We start from the raw sequence: 14908 nt of genomic DNA, 5'->3' as shown, positions 1-14908 counted from the left end.
CCGTCATCGCGCCGGGTTCGAGCCCGTCCGCCGGGGCGCCACCGCGGCCAGCGCGTCGACCATGCCGTGCCCGTAGAAGCCGTTGAACCCCGCGTAGCCGGTGCAGTACGCGTCCTGCGAGCCGTCACCGGTCAGGTCGTAGTCAGCGGGGCACGCGATCGGGGTGGCCTGGGCGTCCAGCGTCCGCCTCAGCTGACGGGCGCTGTAGCCGGGATGCTTCGAAGCGAGCAACGCCGCGACACCGGCGACGTGCGGCGCCGCCATCGACGTCCCGCACAGCGGCGCGTACCCGCCGGGAACGGTCGAAAGCACGCACTGCCCGGCCTCGCCACCCGGAGCGGTGACATCGATCACGCCCAGCCCGTACGAGCTGTAGCCGGCCTTGACCCGCTCCTCGCTCACAGACGACACCGCGACGACGTCCCGCAGGCCGGCGGGCAGCGCCTGACAGCCTTCGGACTGGCGCCGCGCACCCGAGCGCGGTGACGGCACCAGCTCGGCGGCTTCGTTGGTCGCCGCCGCGACGTTGAGGGTGCCCGCCGAGGTCGCGTACTCGACGGCGCGGGCCATGACCTCGTTCACCACACCCTGTTCGTCGGCGTGGGCGCACGAGAGTGACCACGGATCGACGAAGTAGCTGCTGTTCGTCACCGTCATGCCCTGTGAGGCGGCCCACATCAGCCCGCAGACGGCGGCTTCGGGGTCGGCGTACCCACGGTCGTCGATCACCTTCACCGAGGCGATCCGCACGCCGGGCGCCACCCCGGTGACCCCTTTGCCGTCGTCGGCGGCGGCGATGATCCCCGCGACGTGGGTGCCGTGCACCGACGTCGTCGCGGTCCAGTTCCGGTCGGGCGCGCCGGTCAGGCAGCCCGCGGATTTGCCGGGGTCGAGGGCGTTCGCCAGGTCGGGATGGGTGGGGTCGATGCCGGAGTCGAGGACGCCGACGACGACGTCCGGGCTGCCCGGTTCGATCGCGTGGGCCTTGTCGGCGCCGATCGCGCGCATGTCCCACTGCTCGCCGGTGCGGTCGGCGGAGGACACCTTCGCCGGATCCGTGGGTTCGAGTTCGGCGCGGGCGGGCGCGGACCTGGCCGGTGACGTGCCGTTGGCCCGCTGCACGGCCAGCCGTTCGGCCTGCGCGCTGAACGCGGCGGCGGGCCGGACCAGTTCGGCGAAGTCCCGGTCGGCCGAGGTCGCCACGGCCACGGCGATCTGCGGGTAGTAGACGGTCGTGCTGCCGCAGCCACCGGTGACGGCCGCCCTGGCCTCGGCCTCGGAAGTGCCCTTGTCGAAGGCGACGACGTAACGCAGGGCCCGTCCCTGGGGATGACACGAGGGCTCGGCCTCGGCCGTCGCGACAGCGGCGACCGAACCGCAGAGCACCACCACGGCGCATACGGCCGCTCGCAGGGACCGCCCCAGCAGGGACACCGGACCTCCCACCGGAGAACATCGGGCAACGGGGGCACCGCCGCCTACGCTTCAGTACCCCGAGCGGCACGCTAGCCACCCTCGGCCGGGTCGACAAGCTCTCCCGCGAAGTTCGCTCGGCCGGTGGCCGCGGCGCGCCCGGGAGCCAGGTCTGTGGCACCGAGTACACCGGAGTGGGGCCGGGGTGTGGGATACTCGCGGTGGCCGCTGGCCGACGGGCACACGTGAGAGGTGGCGCTCGCGGTCTCGTGGCCCGGTGGTGTGCTGCACATCCTCCACACGCGTCGCCGCTGTATGCGGCTCGACGACGTGGCGGGCGGCCCGATGTCGCGAACGTGGCCAGCGCTCCGCCGAGCAGACCTTCAGCCGTACGCGGCGCCCGGACAACCCCGGCGCCGTCGCGGTGCCGGGCAAGGATTCCCGCTGCTGGTGACCACCACGGCGGAACGAACAGAAAGGGGCCCCTGCGCGGCCGCGTCGAGCCGGTGTGAGCCAGCCGACGCGCCCGGGGGCGGAGGAGATATATGTCGAACGCGGACACACCCGCCGTCACCGGCGGGAATACCGCCACACCCATCGCAGGTCAGCTGGCCGAACTGCCGCCCCGGATCCGGGTGCACGCGTTGGCGAAGCTGCTCGGATCGAACAGCCGTGAACTGATGGCCAAGCTCGGTGAGCTCGGCGAGACCGTACGCAGCGCGCAGTCCAGCGTCACCCGCGACGTGGCACTCAAGCTCGCCGAAGCCCTCTCCGGCGGAGACGAGCCCGAAACCGCCGAGGAGCCCGTCGCCGAGACCCCCGCGGCTCCCGAACCCGAAGCCAAGCCTGAGCCCGAGGTCAAGGCAGAGGTCAAGGCAGAGCCGGAGCCCGCCGCTCCGCAGGTGGAGGCCCCTTCGCGGCGTGTTCCGCCCGCGCTGGCCGCCCCGGTGACCCCGGAGCCGCCGCAGCCGACGACCAGGCCCGCGAAGGCCGCCGTGCACGTCCCGGTGTTCGCCGCGCCTTCGCCGGTGTTCCTGCCGCCGGAGCCGGTCGCGGCGAAGCCCGCCCGCAAGCCGGAGCCCGCCTTCGCCCCGTCCGAGGAGCCCGCTTCCGACGAGGACGAGACGCAGACGGAGCAGGCCGAGGGCCAGGGCACCGACGAGGACGGTGACGACGCCAACGGCCGTCGCCGCCGTCGTCGCGGACGTCGTGGTCGCGGCCGGGGCAAGGGCGGCGACGAGAGCTCGGCCGAGTCCGAGAACGAGGACGAGCAGCCTGCCGAAGCCCCGCGAGGTCGTCAGCAGCGCGCGAAGGACGCCGACACCGAAGAGGCCGGCACCGAGAGCGCCGAAGAAGCGTCCACCGAGTCCGATTCGGACAACGACGGCGATTCGGACGGCGGCAGCAAGCGTCGCCGTCGCCGCCGCCGTCGCAAGGGCGGGGACGACGACAACGCCGAGTCCACCAGCGACGACCCGCCCAACACGGTCGTCCACGTGCGCCAGGCCAAGGCCGCCGAGACCGAGCGCCCCGCGCGCGACGAGGTGCGCAGCGTGCGCGGCTCGACCCGGCTCGAAGCCAAGCGCCAGCGCCGCCGGGACGGCCGCGAGGCCGGCCGCCGTCGTGCGCCGATCCTGTCCGAGGCCGAGTTCCTCGCCCGCCGCGAGTCGGTCGAGCGCACCATGGTCGTCGCCGAGAAGGGCGAGTCCACGCAGATCGGCGTGCTCGAGGACGGCGTCCTGTGCGAGCACTTCGTGACGTCGTCGGGCACCGGCTCGATCGTCGGCAACGTGTACCTCGGCCGCGTGCAGAACGTGCTGCCGTCGATGGAGGCCGCCTTCATCGACATCGGCCGCGGCCGCAACGCCGTGCTCTACGCCGGCGAGGTCGACTGGGACGCCGCCGGTCTCGAGGGCAAGGCCCGCAAGATCGAGCAGGCGCTCTCCACCGGCGATTCCGTGCTGGTCCAGGTCACCAAGGACCCGGTCGGGCACAAGGGCGCCCGGCTGACCACGCAGATCTCACTGCCGGGCCGTTTCCTGGTCTACGTGCCCGCGGGCGGCGCCACCGGGATCTCCCGGAAGCTCCCGGAGAACGAGCGCCGCCGCCTGAAGGACATCCTCAAGCGCATCGTCCCCGAGGACGCCGGTGTGATCATCCGCACCGCGTCCGAGGGCATCAGCGAGGAGGAGCTGGACCGCGACGTCCGCCGCCTCAAGGCGCAGTGGGACGTCATCAAGGAGAAGGCCGAAGCCGGCAACGGCGGCAAGAAGAACAGCGCCCCGGTCATGCTCTACGAAGAGCCGGACCTGCTGGTCAAGGTCGTCCGCGACCTGTTCACCGAGGACTTCGCCAAGCTGGAGATCCAGGGCGACAAGGCCTGGGACACCATCTACAACTACGTGCAGCACGTGGCGCCGGACCTGGCGGATCGCGTCAAGCGGTACACGGGAACCGGTTCGGCCTTCGCCGATCACCGCATCGATGAGCAGATCACCAAGGCGCTGGACCGCAAGGTCTGGCTGCCCTCGGGTGGGTACCTGGTCATCGACCGCACCGAAGCGATGACGGTCATCGACGTCAACACCGGCAAGTTCACCGGATCGGGTGGCAACCTCGAAGAGACGGTGACCAGGAACAACCTGGAGTCGGCGGAGGAGATCGTCCGCCAGCTCCGGCTCCGGGACATCGGCGGCATCATCGTCATCGACTTCATCGACATGGTGCTCGAGTCCAACCGTGAGCTCGTGCTGCGACGGCTGACCGAATGCCTCGGCCGCGACCGCACGCGTCACCAGGTCGCCGAGGTCACCTCGCTCGGCCTGGTGCAGATGACCCGCAAGAAGATCGGCACCGGGCTGCTCGAGGCGTTCTCCACGCCGTGCGAGCACTGCAAGGGCCGCGGCGTGGTCGTCTCGACCGAGCCGCAGCGCACCGGTGGCGGCGGCAACGGCCACAACCACGGCGGTGGTGGCGGTGGCGGCGCCAAGGAGCAGGGCTCCCGCCGGTCCCGCGGCCGGGGCAAGGGCGAGGACCAGGGGCAGAACGAGCCCGCCGCGGCCAAGGCCGAAACGCCTCCGCCCGCCCAGCGCGAGTCGGTGGTTTCGGCGGTCCAGGCCGTGGCCAACGCCACGAAGGCGGCCAAGGGCGAGCACTCGCCCGAGGTCACCGAGAACGTCGAGGGTGCCGCGCTGAACGGGCACGCCCCGCAGGCGGCCGAGCAGCCCGCTGAGCCGGCCGAGCAGCCCGCGGAGCCCGTTGCCGAAGCGACCGTCGAACAGGCGGCCGAGGCGGCCGCTGAGCCGGTCTCGGAGCCGGTCGCCGAGGCGCCCGCGACGGAACTCGCCGGTGAACCGGTGACGACTCCGGACGACGAGGCCCCGGCCGCGCGCGAGGAAGAGATCGCCGTCGTCGCGGAATCGGGCCCGGCGCCCGAAGCGCCCGAGATCCCGGTGACTCCTGAGGTTGTCGTGACGGAAGAGGTTTCCGAGCCGGCGGCTCCCGCGGCCCAGGAGGAGACCGAGCCCGAGGTGGACGTCCCGGCCCCGGCAGTGCGCTCCACCACCCGCCGTCGTCCGCGACGGGCGGCCTCACGGCCGGCCGGTCCGCCGGTCAAGGCGTCGGAAAAGAGCTAGTGAACACCTAGGGGCACCCCGGTGTGATCGCACCGGGGAGCCCCACGTAACCTGTAGAACGGCCCGCCACCTAGAGCGGGCACCTTGCGCAGCATCCGGACCACCGAGAACTTCCAGGTGGGCCGATCACGCAAGCCCCCACCCGTTGTCGAGTAAGCAGGAGACTTCCGTGTCGGCGTACGCGATCGTCAAGACTGGCGGCAAGCAGTACAAGGTGGCCGTCGGCGACGTCGTCGAGGTCGAGAAGCTCGAAGGCGAGCCGGGTACAGAGCACACCTTCCCCGCAGTCCTTTTCGTGGACGGTGGCGACGTCACCACGGACGCCGACGCGCTGGCGAAGGTCTCGGTCACCGGCAAGGTCGTCGAGCAGACCAAGGGTCCGAAGATCCGGATCCACAAGTTCAAGAACAAGACCGGCTACCACAAGCGCCAGGGTCACCGGCAGAAGCTGACCCGCGTCGAGGTCACCGGCATCTCCAAGTAGGACTTTCTCCGGATCTTCGTCAGAAAGAGGATTGAGCCATGGCTCACAAGAAGGGTGCGTCCAGCTCCCGCAACGGTCGCGATTCGAACGCGCAGCGGCTGGGCGTCAAGCGCTACGGCGGCCAGGAAGTCAACGCGGGCGAGATCCTGATCCGCCAGCGTGGCACCAAGTTCCACCCCGGCGTGAACGTCGGTCGTGGCGGCGACGACACGCTGTTCGCGCTGGCCGCCGGTGCGGTCCAGTTCGGCGAGAAGCGTGGCCGCAAGACGGTCAACATCGTGCCGACCGAAGCCTGAGTTTCGGCTTCGAGTTAGAACCTCTGACGAGGGGTGGGGCCGGAATATCCGGGCCCACCCCTCGTTTGTTTTGTGTATCCCCTTTTTCTCGACAGTGAATAGAGGCAAGTCATGGCGTCCCGGTTCGTGGACCGAGCGGTGATCCATCTGGCCGCCGGTGACGGTGGGAACGGCTGCGCCTCGGTGCACCGCGAGAAGTTCAAACCCCTCGGCGGCCCGGACGGCGGCAACGGCGGCAACGGCGGCGACGTGCTGCTGATCGTCGACCCGAACGTCCACACGCTCCTCGACTTCCACTTCCGGCCGCACGCCCGCGCCGGCAACGGCAAGCTCGGCCAAGGCGGCAACCGCGCCGGCGCGGCCGGGGAGACGCTGGAGATGCGCGTCCCGTCCGGCACCGTCGTGATGACCGAGGACGGCGAGATCCTGGCCGACCTGGTCGGGCCGGGCACCACCTTCGTCGCCGCCCAGGGCGGCCGTGGCGGCCTCGGTAACGCGGCGCTGGCCTCCAAGGCCCGCCGGGCACCCGGATTCGCGCTGCTGGGCGAGCCGGGGGAGACCCGCGACCTCGTTCTGGAGCTGCGTTCCGTCGCCGATGTCGGGCTGCTGGGCTTCCCGTCCGCGGGCAAGTCGTCGCTGATCTCGGTGCTGTCCGCGGCCAAGCCGAAGATCGCCGACTACCCGTTCACCACCCTGGTGCCGAACCTGGGCGTGATCACCGCCGGATCGACCGTGTTCACCATGGCCGACGTGCCCGGGCTGATCCCCGGCGCGAGCGAGGGCAAGGGCCTCGGCCTCGACTTCCTGCGCCACATCGAACGCTGCGCGGTGCTCGTGCACGTCGTCGACTGCGCCACCTTCGAGCCCGGTCGAGACCCGCTGTCCGACATCGACGCGCTCGAAGAAGAGCTGGCCCGCTACACCCCGAGCCTCGGCGGTGACCTCGCCGACCGGCCGCGTGTGGTGGTGCTGAACAAGATCGACATCCCGGACGCCGCCGAACTCGCCGAGTTCGTGCGCCCGGAACTGGAGGCCCGCGGGCTCAGCGTGTTCGAGATCTCGACGGCTTCGAGGCAGGGGCTGAAGGAACTGACCTACGCGCTCGCCGCCGTCGTCGAGAAGTACCGCGCCGACCAGCCCGCCCCGGAGCCGGCGAAGGTCGTGCTTCGGCCGATGGCCGTCGACGACGCGGGCTTCACCGTCGAGCACGACCCGGACGAGGAAGGCGCGTTCATCATCCGCGGCTCCCGCCCGGAGCGGTGGATCCGGCAGACCAACTTCGGCAACGACGAGGCCGTGGGTTACCTCGCGGACCGGCTCAACCGGCTGGGTGTCGAGGAAGTACTGGCACGCAAGGGCGCCGTACCCGGCAGCCCCGTCACCATCGGCGACGTCCAGTTCGAATGGGAGCCGTCGACCCCGGCCGGGGTCGCGGTGCACCTGTCGGGCCGGGGCACGGACGTGCGGCTGGAGAACACCAGCCGCGTCGGTGCCGCCGAGCGCAAGGAAGCCCGCCGGATCCGCCGTGACGGTCCGGACGGCGTCGAAGACGAAGACGAGATGGACGACGAGTGAGCTCAACCCGGGTGGCGATCGCCGACGCGAAGCGTGTGGTCGTCAAGGTCGGTTCCTCCGCACTGACCACCGCCGGCGACGGTCTCGACGTGGCCAGGCTGGACGCGTTGGTGGACGCCATCGCCGGCCGGGTCTCCCGCGGCACGCAGATCGTGCTGGTGTCCTCGGGGGCGATCGGCGCGGGACTCGCGCCGCTCGCTCTCGGCAAACGTCCCCGTGACCTCGCCACTCAGCAGGCCGCGGCCAGCGTCGGCCAGCTCGCGCTGGCCCACGCCTACGCCGAGTCGTTCGGCCGGTTTTCCCTGACCGTGGGCCAAGTGCTGCTGACCTCGGACGACGTCGTGCGCCGTTCGCATTATCGCAACGCGCAGAACACGTTCACCCGGCTGCTGGCCCTCGGCGCCGTTCCGGTGGTCAACGAGAACGACACCGTGGCCACCGAAGAGATCCGTTTCGGCGACAACGACCGGCTGGCCGCGCTGGTGGCGCACCTGATCGGCGCCGACGCGCTCGTCCTCCTGTCCGATGTGGACGGTCTATACGACGGGGACCCCCGTGACGGCGCGACCCGCAAGATCGCCGAGGTCGCCGGGGAGTCCGATGTGGACGGAATCACCGTCGGCATGTCGAGCTCCGGGCTCGGCACCGGCGGCATGGTGTCGAAGCTCGCCGCCGCCCGCACCGCCGCCGGTGCCGGGATCCCGGTCCTGCTCGCCGCCGCTTCCGAGGCCGCACGCGCCCTGACCACCGCCGAGGTCGGCACGGCGTTCGCCGCCGCGGACTCCCGGCTGTCGGCACGCCGGTTCTGGCTGGGCTACGCCGCGGGCGCGTCCGGGAAACTGCACCTCGACGACGGCGCGGTCGCCGCCGTCGTCCGCCGCCGTCGTTCACTGCTGGCCGCCGGGATCACCGGCGTCGACGGCGACTTCCAGGCGGGCGACGTCGTCGACCTGGTCGATCTCCGGCAGCGGACCGTGGCGCGCGGCGTCGTGGCCTTCGACGCCGGCGAACTGCCCGACCTCATCGGCCGCTCCAGTCACGACCTCCCCGCCGAGCAGCGGCGCGAGGTCGTCCACGCGGACGATCTCGTTCCTCTGCGGCGCTAGGGCACCAGGCCCGGGGTCAGGGCGATTTCGCGGAGCTGCGCCTCGCTCAAGGGCGGCTGCGCGTTCTCGCCGCCGTCCGTGGAGACCTCCACGATCGCCGCCCCGGTTTGATAGGCGGCCCCGTAGGCGAGGTGGCCGTCCTTTTCCTTGGTCGTCGTCTCCACCAGGGTCCCGCCGTCGATCAGGCTCGCCGAGCACGTGGCCGGGGCCGGATCCAGCCTTCGGCAGGCCAGCCCGGTCGAGAGCATTGTCCCGTCGTTGGGCATCACGGACACGGAGAGCGAACCGTCGCGAACCGGGTGGTCGAGGAGGTAGCCGCTCCCTTTGCCGATCGGAACGGCCTTCAGCTCGAAGGGCGTGTCCGAGCCGAGCGCGACCCTGGCCCGGACCGCCGTCTCGATCACACAGGAAAGCCGGGCCTTCGCCGCTTCGGTCGTTTCCTCGGGCGGCTTCTCGCCGCAAGGTGAGGCCGCGGCCGGCTCTTGCCTGTCCGGAAGCGCGACGAGTGCCGTTCCCGCGGGGAATCCCGCCGCGGCCAACGCGACCACCGCGATCACGGTCGTCAGCCGTCGCCGTCGTGCACGGCGGCCCGCGGCGAGCACGACGTCACCGTTGAGCCCGATCGGCGGCTCGGCTTCGGTCACGTACTCCTTCAGCGCGGAGCGGACGTCCTGGTCTTCCATGACTACTCCTTGCTCGTCGGGGAGGCCAGGACGGCGCGCAGTGCTTCGACCCCGCGGGCGGTCTGGCTCTTGACGGTGCCTTCAGCGACGCCGAGCAGCGAAGCGACTTCGGCGACCGAGAGGTCTTCGAGGAAGCGAAGGACGACCATCGCGCGCTGGCGTGGCGTCAGGTCGCCGAGCACCCGCTCGAGATCGATCCGGTCGTGGCTGTCGTGGGTCGCCGGTGCGGCCCGGTCCGGCGGCGCCGAGGTCACCAGTTCCCCGCGGTGCTTGCGTTTTCCGCTGAGGAAGAGGTTGAGCAGGATCCGGCGCGCGTAGGCGTCGACGGTGTCGGGCCGGACGCGCCGCCAACGCCGGTACAACTGGACGAACGTGGCCTGCACCAGGTCCTCGGCGCCGTGCCAGTCACCGCACATGCCGAACGCCAGCCGCCGGAACCGCTGCACGCGGGCCGCGAAGTACTCGCTGAAGTCGGTGTCTCTCGCTTGTCCCATCGGCCACCCCCTCTTCGTCTGCCCTCTCTAGTCCGGAGGAGGCCCGAAAGGTTCAAGCGACAGCAGGGGACCTTTGCTACCGCTTTCCCGGGTCGGCGAGATGGCCGACCAGACGAGCCAGCTGTTCGCCGTAGGCCTCGGCGAACTCGGCCGACTGGGGGTCCTGGCCCGAGACCGCCCGGACGACGCGAGGCAGCGCCAGCGCGGCACTGGACGCGGCCATGAAGATCACCAGCAGGAACGCCGGGTCGAGGTCGGCGGGGAAGTCGCCCGCGGCCTGACGCGCTCGCACGTACTCCACCTGCCGCTGAAGGAATCCGCGCTGCCCTTCGACACCGATCGCGTCGGGGGCGCCGTCGGTCAGGTTCTCCCAGAGGAACAGCTTGGCGAGGTCGTGATCCCGGACGCCGGACTGGGCGAAGAACCGGACGACCTCCGCGAACGGTTTCCCGTGGTCGGCGACCGCGACGTAGTCGTCGTACATCGTCGCGGTCAGCGCGTTGTAGAGCCCTTCCTTGCCGCCGAAGTAGTACGAGATCAGCTGCTTGTTCACGCCCGCTTTCGCGGCGATCTCGCTGACGCGTGCCGCGGCGTAGCCCTTCGCGCCGAACTCGGCCTTCGCCGCCTCCAGGAGCTGTGCCTTCGTGCGCTCGGGATCGCGCTGGCGTTCGACGGGGGCGCGGCGAGGGCTGCGCGGGGCGGCTTCGGGCATGCCGTTCAGCTTAGCCGCTGACTCTCTCAAACATGCGGTTGACTTTATCATCCGTCTGGTTGATAGTTGTCGGCGGAGAGAGGAGAAACCCATGACCACGAGAATCGCGATCATCGGCGGCGGAACGGGCGGTCTCTGCTTGGCGCAGGGGCTGCGCAAGGCGGGAATCGACGTGTCCGTTCACGAACGCAGCCGCACCCGGACCGAACGCCTTCAGGGCTATCGCGTGCACATCAACCCGCACGGCTCCGCCGCCCTGAACGAATGCCTGCCGCCCGAGCTCTGGCAGCGGTTCCTGGACACCACGGGCACCACGAGCGGCCCGTTCACCTTCGTGACCGAGCAGCTTCGGGACCTGATGGTGATCGACGCCGAGCTCACGTCGAGTCCCGATCCCGCGTCGGACCATCATTCGGTCAGCCGGATCAGCCTGCACCAGGTGCTGTCCGACGGGCTCGAAGGAGTTCTGCACCATGGCAAGGAGTTCGTCGGCTACCGCCGTGAAGGCGAGGTGGTCGTCTGCGAGTTCGCCGACGGCAGCACCGTCGAAGCCGACTTGGTCATCGGCGCCGACGGGGCCAATTCCCGTGTGCGCAAACAGTTTCTTCCCGAGGCCGAGCGGGTGGACACCGGCATCATCGCGATCGCGGGCAAGCACCCGCTGACCGAGGAGACCCGCAAGCGTTTGCCCGCCCGGCTCACCGGCGGCCCGAGCATGGTGATGCCGCGTACCGGGGCTGGCCTGTTCACCGCGCCGCACGAGCTGGCCGGTGTCCCGTCGGTCAACGACGAGACCGCGGACCACGATCCCATCCTGTTCGACAACACCTCGAGCTACGTCATGTGGGCGTTCGCGGCGGACGACCGGCGTTACCCGGCCAATCTGTCCTCATTGGACGGTGCTGCGCTGCGGGACCTGGTGCTGGACCTGATCGACGGCTGGGATCCCGCGTTCAAGGAACTCGTCGCCGGCTCACCTGTGGAGGCGGTGTCCCGGCTGCCGATCTTCACCTCGAAGCCTGTGCGGCCGTGGCCGACGGGCAACGTCACGTTGCTCGGCGACGCGATCCACAGCATGACCCCGTTCCGCGGCATCGGCGCGAACACGGCGCTCCGGGACGCACAACTGTTGTGCCGCAACCTCGTCGAAGCACGCAAGACCGGTGCGGTGCGCTCCGCGATCGCCGACTACGAGCAGCGGATGCGTGACTACGGCTTCGCGGCGGTGCGCGACTCGGAACGCAGTGCCCGCCAGTTCGTGTCGGAGAACCGGGCGGGCCGCACGATGGCACGGGGGATGTTCCGCTTCTTCCAGGCGGTCCCTCCGCTGAAGCGCAAGGTCTTCAGCGACCACGGCGACTCATAGCCGGGCGGGAGCCGAGATGCCCAGCAGCGACAGGCCCAGCGTCAGGGTCTTCGAGGTGAGTTCGGCCAGCAACAGCCGTGAGTCGCGGACGCCGGTGCCTTCCGCGTCCAGCACCGGGCACTGTTCGTAGAACCGCGAGAAGACGACGGCGGTCTCGTACAGATACGTGCACAGCTTGTGGGGGAGATGTCCGGTGGTCGCCGCGCCGATCGCCTCGGGGAAGCGGGTCAGCGCGAGTGCCAACGCGCGCTCCGCGGGGTGGCCGAGCACTACCCGCGCGCCGGTGAGGTCCTGATCCGCTTTCGCCAGCACGGAACGGATCCGCGCGTTGGCGTACTGCAGATAGACCGACGTGTTGCCGCTCTTGGCGAGCATCCGGTCCCAGGAGAAGACGTAATCACGTTCGCGATCGCCGGCAAGGTCGGCGTACTTGATCGCGCCGATCCCGATCGCCTTGGCGACCTCTTCCCTGACTTCGGGGAGAGGTCGGCCCGGTCGTCGATGACTTCGGCGGCGTGGGAGATCGCCTCGGCGAGCAGGTCGGACAGCCGGACCGACTCACCCGCCCGGGTCTTCATGGCGCGGCCGTCCTCGCCGAGCACCGAGCCGAACCCGATGTGCTCGGCCCGATGTTCCTCGCGGAGCCAGCCGGCGGCCCGGCACACGGCGAACACCATCGCGAAGTGCTGCGCTTGCGGCGTGCCGACGACGTAGAGCAGATCGGTGACCTCGCGTTGCTCGGTCCAGTACCGCAGGGTCGCGAGATCGGTGGCGGCGTACCCGTAACCGCCGTCCCGTTTCCGCACGATGAGCGGCAGCGGATCGCCTTCCCGGTTGCGGAAACCGTCGGGAAAGATGCAGACCGCGCCGTCGCTGATCTCGGTCAGCCCGGCGGTGTCCAGGTCGTCCACGACTGCGGCGAGAACCGGGTTGTAGAAGCTCTCGCCGTAGACGTCTTCACCGGTCAGGCCGATCCCGAGAAGTTCGTAGACCTGAGTGAAGTGCCGTGTCGACTCGTCGACCAGACGCCGCCACAGCGCCAAGGTCGCTTCTTCACCGCTTTGCAGGAGCACCACCCGCTCGCGCGAGCGGGTGGCGAAGCCGTCGTCGGTGTCGAACTTCGCCCGGGCGGCCCGGTAAAAGCCGTTGAGATCCCCGATCGCGTACGGGCCGGACGGGCGTTCGTCGAGCAGATGCTCGATCAGCATGCCGAACGGAGTACCCCAATCGCCGAGATGGTTGTGTGGGATGACCTCATGCCCGGCGAACCGTGACAGTCGGACGATCGCGTCGCCGATGACCGTCGACCGCAGGTGCCCGACGTGCATTTCCTTCGCCACGTTCGGGCTGCTGTAGTCGACGGCGATCCGCCGAGGCCGCGGCGCCGCCGCGACACCCAGCCGTGGGTCGCCGTTGAGCGCGGTCGTCCGCTCCGCGAGCCAGGACGAGCGCAGCGTGAAGTTGAGGAAACCCGGCCCCGCGACCTCCGGTGGCTCGGCGAGATCGGTGACGTCGAGCCGCGCCGCGATGTCGGCGGCGATCTCCCTCGGCGGTTTGCCGAGCCGTTTGCCCAAGCTCATCGCGAGGTCGCACTGATAGTCGACGCCGCTCTGCGCGGAGACCCGCACCAGGGCGGCCGGAGGTTCGAAGTCGGTGATGTCGCGAAGGGCTTTCACCACGCGTCGCGACAGTTCCTCGCTTACATCGCCGAACAACACGGTGTCCCTCCTTCGCGCTCGTCGTAGGAGCGCGAGGGTAGCCACCTACCCGCGTCTTCGGCGACGGAGTTTCAGCGCAGGTCGCTGCCCTTGGTCTCCGGCAGGGTCCGGATGACGAAGAACGCGATCACCGCTCCGGCGGCCACGTACCAGAAGAACAGCGTCGAGAGCCCGGCGTCGGACAGCGCCGTGAGCACCAGGGGAGCGGTGCCGCCGAACAACGCGACGGTCAGGTTGTACCAGGCGCCGATGCCCAAGCCGCGTAGTTCGGTGGGGAACAGCTCGCTCATGATCGCGGGCGCGATCGACGTCATCGCCGTGTACAGGCAAAGCCCGACGCAGAACACGACCAGCAGACCCGGCAGTCCCGGCCGGACCAAAGTGGACAGCGGGACGATGAGGATCGCGGTCGCCGCCGCCCAGACGAGCAGCTGCGGCTTGCGGCCGAAGCGATCCGACAGGGCGCCCATCGGGTATTGAAGCGCGACGAACAACGCCGTCGCGATCGACAACGCGAGGAACACGTCGACGTCGTCCGCCTTGCGGGTCTTGACCGCGAACGAGGTCAGGGCACTGAAGAACGTGTAGTAGCAAAGGGTCGACAGCATCGAGAAACCCACGAGCTGCACGACGGCACGGGGGTGCTCGCGAAGGGTGGTGCGCAGCGGTCGCTCGACCCGGCGCGCCGTCGACTTCTTCTCTTCGAAGATCTCGGTCTCGGCGAGACTGCGCCGCAGCCACAGGCCGATGATGCCCAGAACACCACCGAGCAGGAACGGGATCCGCCAGCCGTACGCCGTCAGATCCGCCTTGGACATCGTTCGCGCGAGCACGAACCCGAGGATCGAGGCGATCAGGACCGCGGAACCGGTCGAGATGTAGAAGAAGGCGGAGTACCGCCCGCGGCGAGCGGGCGGCGCGATCTCGCCGAGGTACGCCGAGGCGTTGGAGACCTCGCCACCGAGCGACAGTCCTTGCGCCACCCTCGCCAGCAGCAACAGGATCGGAGCCAGCCAGCCGACCTGGTCGAACGTCGGCAGGAGACCGATGGCCACCGACCCGCCCGCCATCAGCACGATGGTCAGGATCATCGCGGGCTTCCGGCCTTTGATGTCGGCGAAGCGGCCGAGCAACATCCCGCCGAGCGGGCGGAAGAAGAACGCCAGCGCGTACGTGGCGAAGGTGTTGATCAACGCCAGGGCTTCGTTGCCCTTCGGGAAGAACTCACTGGCGAAGTAGATGCTGAAGGTCGCGTAGATGGTCCAGTCGAACCATTCCAGCGCGTTCCCGACACTGGCGGCGAACAACTTCTTCACCGGGAGCCGGTGCCCCAGCCGCTCCGTCGTTGCGTCCGCCATCGGCACCTCCGTACTCGCGCGTGGACGGAACCTTGCCAGAAAGTTCCCGCGCGGGAAAGAACCTGTCG

The 14908-nt window shown here is 69.9% G+C and carries 11 protein-coding genes and 1 pseudogene; 6 read left to right on the top strand and 6 right to left on the bottom strand.

Features of this window, described 5'->3' with window-relative positions; translation table 11 throughout:
* Positions 1-3: 3 nt before the first annotated feature.
* Positions 4-1434 (bottom strand): S8 family serine peptidase, encoded by a 1431-nt coding sequence (locus tag MJQ72_RS31070; protein WP_240594582.1) that lies wholly within the window; start codon positions 1432-1434, stop codon positions 4-6.
* A 524-nt stretch (positions 1435-1958) separates the two neighbouring features.
* On the opposite strand from MJQ72_RS31070, the gene MJQ72_RS31065 reads away from it, so the two are divergent.
* The 5 genes from MJQ72_RS31065 (at position 1959) to proB (ending at position 8509) form a co-directional block, all read left to right on the top strand.
* A complete protein-coding gene (locus MJQ72_RS31065) occupies positions 1959-5048 on the top strand; it encodes a translation initiation factor IF-2 N-terminal domain-containing protein (RefSeq protein ID WP_240594581.1) in 3090 nt (1029 codons plus the stop codon).
* Positions 5049-5217: 169 nt separating this feature from the next.
* Positions 5218-5532: a 50S ribosomal protein L21 gene (gene rplU, locus MJQ72_RS31060; protein WP_005158538.1), complete on the top strand. Its 315-nt coding sequence runs from the start codon at positions 5218-5220 to the stop codon at positions 5530-5532.
* 38 nt (positions 5533-5570) lie between these two features.
* Positions 5571-5828 carry a 50S ribosomal protein L27 gene (gene rpmA / locus MJQ72_RS31055; RefSeq protein WP_007034782.1) on the top strand — a complete coding sequence of 86 codons (258 nt, stop codon included), beginning with the start codon at positions 5571-5573 and terminating at the stop codon, positions 5826-5828.
* A gap of 111 nt (positions 5829-5939) precedes the next feature.
* Positions 5940-7403, top strand: coding sequence for a GTPase ObgE (gene obgE, locus MJQ72_RS31050; protein WP_240594580.1), 1464 nt, complete (start codon positions 5940-5942; stop codon positions 7401-7403).
* Entirely contained in the window at positions 7400-8509 is a 1110-nt protein-coding gene (gene proB, locus MJQ72_RS31045) for a glutamate 5-kinase (protein ID WP_240594579.1), read from the top strand. Before obgE ends, proB begins: the two co-directional genes overlap by 4 nt.
* Here proB and MJQ72_RS31040 read toward each other — a convergent pair.
* The 3 genes from MJQ72_RS31040 to MJQ72_RS31030 all read right to left on the bottom strand — a co-directional run bounded on the left by MJQ72_RS31040 (position 8506) and on the right by MJQ72_RS31030 (position 10398).
* Positions 8506-9192, bottom strand: a complete 687-nt coding sequence (locus tag MJQ72_RS31040; RefSeq protein WP_240594578.1) for a hypothetical protein — start codon at positions 9190-9192, stop codon at positions 8506-8508. The two genes, proB and MJQ72_RS31040, sit on opposite strands and share 4 nt — an antisense overlap.
* Positions 9193-9194: 2 nt before the next feature.
* Entirely contained in the window at positions 9195-9686 is a 492-nt protein-coding gene (locus MJQ72_RS31035; RefSeq protein ID WP_240594577.1) for a SigE family RNA polymerase sigma factor, read from the bottom strand.
* Positions 9687-9762: 76 nt separating this feature from the next.
* Positions 9763-10398 carry a TetR/AcrR family transcriptional regulator gene (locus tag MJQ72_RS31030; RefSeq protein WP_240594576.1) on the bottom strand — a complete coding sequence of 212 codons (636 nt, stop codon included), beginning with the start codon at positions 10396-10398 and terminating at the stop codon, positions 9763-9765.
* Positions 10399-10489: 91 nt separating this feature from the next.
* On the opposite strand from MJQ72_RS31030, the gene MJQ72_RS31025 reads away from it, so the two are divergent.
* A complete protein-coding gene (locus MJQ72_RS31025; protein WP_240594575.1) occupies positions 10490-11764 on the top strand; it encodes an NAD(P)/FAD-dependent oxidoreductase in 1275 nt (424 codons plus the stop codon).
* Here the strand turns inward: MJQ72_RS31025 and argS are convergent.
* Together argS and MJQ72_RS31015 are read right to left on the bottom strand one after the other, a co-directional pair.
* A pseudogene (argS, locus tag MJQ72_RS31020) lies at positions 11759-13482 on the bottom strand (arginine--tRNA ligase). The gene MJQ72_RS31025 and the pseudogene argS sit on opposite strands and share 6 nt — an antisense overlap.
* A 71-nt stretch (positions 13483-13553) precedes the next feature.
* Positions 13554-14840 (bottom strand): MFS transporter, encoded by a 1287-nt coding sequence (locus tag MJQ72_RS31015; RefSeq protein ID WP_240594574.1) that lies wholly within the window; start codon positions 14838-14840, stop codon positions 13554-13556.
* Positions 14841-14908: the final 68 nt, after the last annotated feature.

The organism is Amycolatopsis sp. EV170708-02-1, from assembly GCF_022479115.1.
GTDB lineage: Bacteria > Actinomycetota > Actinomycetes > Mycobacteriales > Pseudonocardiaceae > Amycolatopsis.
Note: the sequence above shows the minus strand (reverse complement) of the source record. Positions and strands in the feature narration are given on the sequence as shown.

Excerpts from the sequence above, each read along its gene's own strand:
- MJQ72_RS31040 (WP_240594578.1), bottom strand. The coding sequence starts at position 9,192 with ATGGAAGACCAGGACGTCCGCTCCGCGCTGAAGGAGTACGTGACCGAA.
- MJQ72_RS31015 (WP_240594574.1), bottom strand. The coding sequence starts at position 14,840 with ATGGCGGACGCAACGACGGAGCGGCTGGGGCACCGGCTCCCGGTGAAG.
- MJQ72_RS31030 (WP_240594576.1), bottom strand. The coding sequence starts at position 10,398 with ATGCCCGAAGCCGCCCCGCGCAGCCCTCGCCGCGCCCCCGTCGAACGC.
- MJQ72_RS31025 (WP_240594575.1), top strand. The coding sequence starts at position 10,490 with ATGACCACGAGAATCGCGATCATCGGCGGCGGAACGGGCGGTCTCTGC.
- obgE (WP_240594580.1), top strand. The coding sequence starts at position 5,940 with ATGGCGTCCCGGTTCGTGGACCGAGCGGTGATCCATCTGGCCGCCGGT.
- MJQ72_RS31035 (WP_240594577.1), bottom strand. The coding sequence starts at position 9,686 with ATGGGACAAGCGAGAGACACCGACTTCAGCGAGTACTTCGCGGCCCGC.
- MJQ72_RS31065 (WP_240594581.1), top strand. The coding sequence starts at position 1,959 with ATGTCGAACGCGGACACACCCGCCGTCACCGGCGGGAATACCGCCACA.
- rpmA (WP_007034782.1), top strand. The coding sequence starts at position 5,571 with ATGGCTCACAAGAAGGGTGCGTCCAGCTCCCGCAACGGTCGCGATTCG.